The sequence below is a fragment of the Salinivirga sp. genome (assembly GCF_035268865.1).
Lineage (GTDB): Bacteria > Bacteroidota > Bacteroidia > Bacteroidales > Salinivirgaceae > Salinivirga.
Genome location: NZ_DATFKB010000209.1, coordinates 1 through 3623, shown reverse-complemented (window position 1 = coordinate 3623; position 3623 = coordinate 1). Strand labels below are relative to the sequence as shown.

Below are 3623 nucleotides of genomic sequence, written 5' to 3'. Positions count from 1 at the left end.
GGCGGTCCGAGGTAAAAGAGGGATGCTACTCTTGTGGCATCGAGGCGTTCAACAAGCAACCACATTATAGCGTAAGCTCCAAGGGAAACACCCAGTATTAGCCATATCATGGCCGAGATGAATACGCCGTTCCATTGTGTGTCCAGCTCTTCCCAAAAAAGTGCGGGTATTGCTACAGCTATTGCCGTGGCAATACTTTGGTAAAAAAGAGACAGGTCTATGGGTATGCGTGGATAATCTTTTTTTACATCGATTTTGCGCTCGATGAGACTTGCAATGGTAATGGCCACAACAGCAAGCAATGGGATGAACCACGCTATAATATCCTCAGCATTGCTAAAATCGACGCGCGTCACCACGGGAATGGCCACGCCTACAAACCCCACAATGAGTCCGATCCAGCGCGTGAGCGGCGTAGGTTCTCCTACTACACTGCCCGACAGTGCTCCTGTTGCCAGCGGTTGTAGAGCCACCACAAGGGCCACAATGCCTGCAGGCACACCATAATCAATCGATATCAGCACTGAGGTGAGCCACACGCCATGAGCAAGGACACCTACAAGCATAAAAGACCGTGCATATCGCCAGCCGATCCAACGCAAATCTCTTTTTAGAAACAGATAGAAGGCCAGCAGCAAACTGAGGGCCAGGTAGCGCCAAAAAAGCAGCGTAAACGGACCTGCATAAGGCAAACCAAACTCGGCACCTATAAAACCGGAGTTCCAAAATATAACGAAACCCAAAATTAGCCAGAAGTTTTTACGCCTTGTATTAATGTACATACCGCTACGACACTTTTTTATTGTAACTGTTTAAGCAACAATAAGTAAATTAAAACGATTTGACAAAAAAACGATACAAAATCCTAGATTTCATTACGTTGCCACTTCTTTAAAGGGGCAGTGTGGCGGTTTTGATAGCCATGCCACGATACAGCTGTAAACAATACCGCAGCGGCCAAAAAGGCTGCAATAACAATATTTTCGTGTATCGCCCACTGCCGCACGGCAATTGCTATAAGCGCCCACACACCTACAAGGGCGGCCTCACGCATATTTCGACTAAATATAAGTGCAAGGTAAATAATTGTAGCTAGTGCTATCAGCACAATGGCCCATGTTGCGGGAGATAAAAAGCCCCCCTCCCAGCCTGTACTCACCAACCATACAGCCATATTTGCCACCGAGGCAATTACAAGCCAACCCAGATAAAATACAATGGGCCACCAAACAAACGTAATGATACGTAGCGGAGCATCCCATATTTCGAGCCGCAACCTGATGGAAAGCATAATTAGTGACAGTAAAAGTGTAAAAATTAATAAAACAGAAAAAGCAATGTGATCATTCAGCCAGGCGACAATCCAAAAGCCGTTGGCTAAATTACCCAGGGCAAACCACAAACCGGTTTGCATTAACTCACGGTCTTGTTTGTTCCTGAACCAGGCATACCATTGGTATCCCACAAAAAGAATCAACAGCAAATAAATGATGCCCCAGATGGCAAATGCATAACCAGCCGGAGTTATAAGTGTATCGTATTTGGCACTAATGTCGCCCACGGTTTTACCGTTGAACAGGGTACTGCCCTGCTTTCCGTTCATGACAAGTGCAAAGATCAGCGAAATAGTATTGACCAAAAGTAACGTTAATTGCTTCATAGTGTTAAGATAAGCACTTTTTAGAAAAAAATGGCAATGTATATTAGTAATTCAATTGCAAAAATCGTCACTGGCCCTAGTCTCAATATTAAAAGACACTTTTATAGATTTGAATCTTTCTCTTTAACCTCAAATTTTTTCGTAACAAATTGACCTAAAAAATATGCACCAACCAAAGGAATTAATGCGAACCTTGCATACTTTTCCAACAGGCCATAATGATCAAGGCCTACCATAAGCGCACCAGAAAGAATAATAAATAGCCAATCAAATAGTTTTTTTTTCGTTATCATAATTAAATGTTTTGATATAATTTATAAAATTAAGATTTGTAGTTGAGCGAATATAGCTATTAAAAAGCTAAGATTGCATAAATCACATATAGCACTTTAAAACCTGAGCGACAAGCAACTTAATCCGCCATCCATTTTTTGAAATTCTGAGAGGTCAAGCTCAATTACAGCGTAGCCCAATTGTTCAATGCTGGTTTTTGTTTTAGGGAATCCTTTTGGCACAAGCACATAGTTGTTTATTCGCAGTGAATTGGCTGCATATTCCTCTGCGGGGTCTACAATAAGTTGGTTGTAGCCCTTAAAATCGTCTTTAGAGCAAAAATCGCGGTGCATGATCAGGTTGTTTTCGCCAAGATAGTTCACCCCTGTTTTAAAGTGCAGTAGGTTGCATACCGGCACGGAGTAAGTATTGTAGTTGTATTGCGCCAGTATTTTATGTAGTTGTTTTGAGCCGGCAAGGTTAGTTCTGCCCGACAGACCTATGTAAAATGTATTGTCTGCCTGCATAATATCGCCCCCTTCGAGTGTTCCGGGTGCTTCAATGTAATGTAATTTCAACATGGGTGCCAGCACTGATTTAATCTCCTGCTCCTCACCTAATTGCTGTGCGTCGCCTGGTCGCGCAATAACACCAAATTCGGGTGTTACCACAGCCGTATCTTCCACAAAACAGGAGTCCGGGAAGTCCGGACTGGCATCTAAAACGGTTAATTCCAAACCACATTTAATGAGCGCTTCACAATAGGCTTCGTGTTGCTTCAGCGCCAATTGGTAATTTGGTTTACCAAGATTTGCAGTTGATATGCCATTGGCAAACGTTTCAGCGGGTTTTCGTACGATGGCTTTTGTAAAAGTGCGCATAGAATTTGTTTTATTGAATGATATATTTTGTCCACCATTTTTCGTTTGGAAAATATTTTTCACCCAAAACAACAGGCTCTCCAATTTCGGGAGTGGTTATGGGCATATTAAGTTCTTTGGCTTTAGCCACTGCGCGTTCTGCAGGGTCTGTCCAGTCATGAAAGGCAAGCGAGAACGCTCCCCAATGAATGGGCATCATAAGTTTACTTTTAAGGTCTACAGCGGCCTGTGCTGTTCCTTCGGGCATCATGTGTAAGTGTTTCCAGTTCTCGTTATACTGCCCACACTCTAAAAGTGAGATATCAAACGGACCGTATTGATCGCCAATCTCTTTAAAATGTGGCCCGTACCCACTATCACCACTAAAAAAAATGTTATGCTTTTTTCCCTGAATAATCCACGAGCACCAAAGCGTCGTAGCCCTATCGAACAATCCTCTGCCGGAAAAATGACGCGCCGGGCCGCATACCAGTTTGATATGATCATGCTGAATGCTATCACCCCAATTCAGCTCATGAATAATTGACACATCTACACCCCAAGATTTCAGGTGGTTGCCCACGCCGAGCGGGGCATAAAACTGCCCGACTTTATTTTTCAGTTGCTTAATGGTTTTATAATCCAGATGATCGTAATGATCGTGCGATAAAATTACTGCGTCAATAAAGGGCAAACTGGATGCTTCAACTGGTATTTCGTCTGAAAACCTTTTTGATCCGGCAAAAGAAACCGGCGAAGGGGATTTGCTTAGCATTGGATCAATAAGGATTTTCTTTCCATCTATCTCCAGTAAAAAAGTAGAGTGCCCA

General features: G+C 43.0%; 5 protein-coding genes. All 5 read right to left on the bottom strand.

Translation table 11 applies throughout. The features are described from left to right. On the bottom strand, positions 1 to 782 hold a 782-nt coding region (locus VJ937_RS12525; RefSeq protein ID WP_324067617.1), incomplete at its 3' end, for a DMT family transporter. An 83-nt stretch (positions 783 to 865) separates the two neighbouring features. Beyond that, complete coding sequence (locus tag VJ937_RS12520; RefSeq protein WP_324067615.1) at positions 866 to 1660, bottom strand: hypothetical protein; 795 nt, start codon at positions 1658 to 1660, stop codon at positions 866 to 868. 101 nt (positions 1661 to 1761) lie between these two features. Then, positions 1762 to 1953: a hypothetical protein gene (locus VJ937_RS12515; RefSeq protein WP_324067613.1), complete on the bottom strand. Its 192-nt coding sequence runs from the start codon at positions 1951 to 1953 to the stop codon at positions 1762 to 1764. 96 nt (positions 1954 to 2049) lie between these two features. Then, complete coding sequence (locus VJ937_RS12510) at positions 2050 to 2814, bottom strand: dimethylarginine dimethylaminohydrolase family protein (RefSeq protein WP_324067611.1); 765 nt, start codon at positions 2812 to 2814, stop codon at positions 2050 to 2052. A 10-nt stretch (positions 2815 to 2824) separates the two neighbouring features. Next, on the bottom strand, positions 2825 to 3623 hold a 799-nt coding region (locus VJ937_RS12505; protein ID WP_324067609.1), incomplete at its 5' end, for an MBL fold metallo-hydrolase.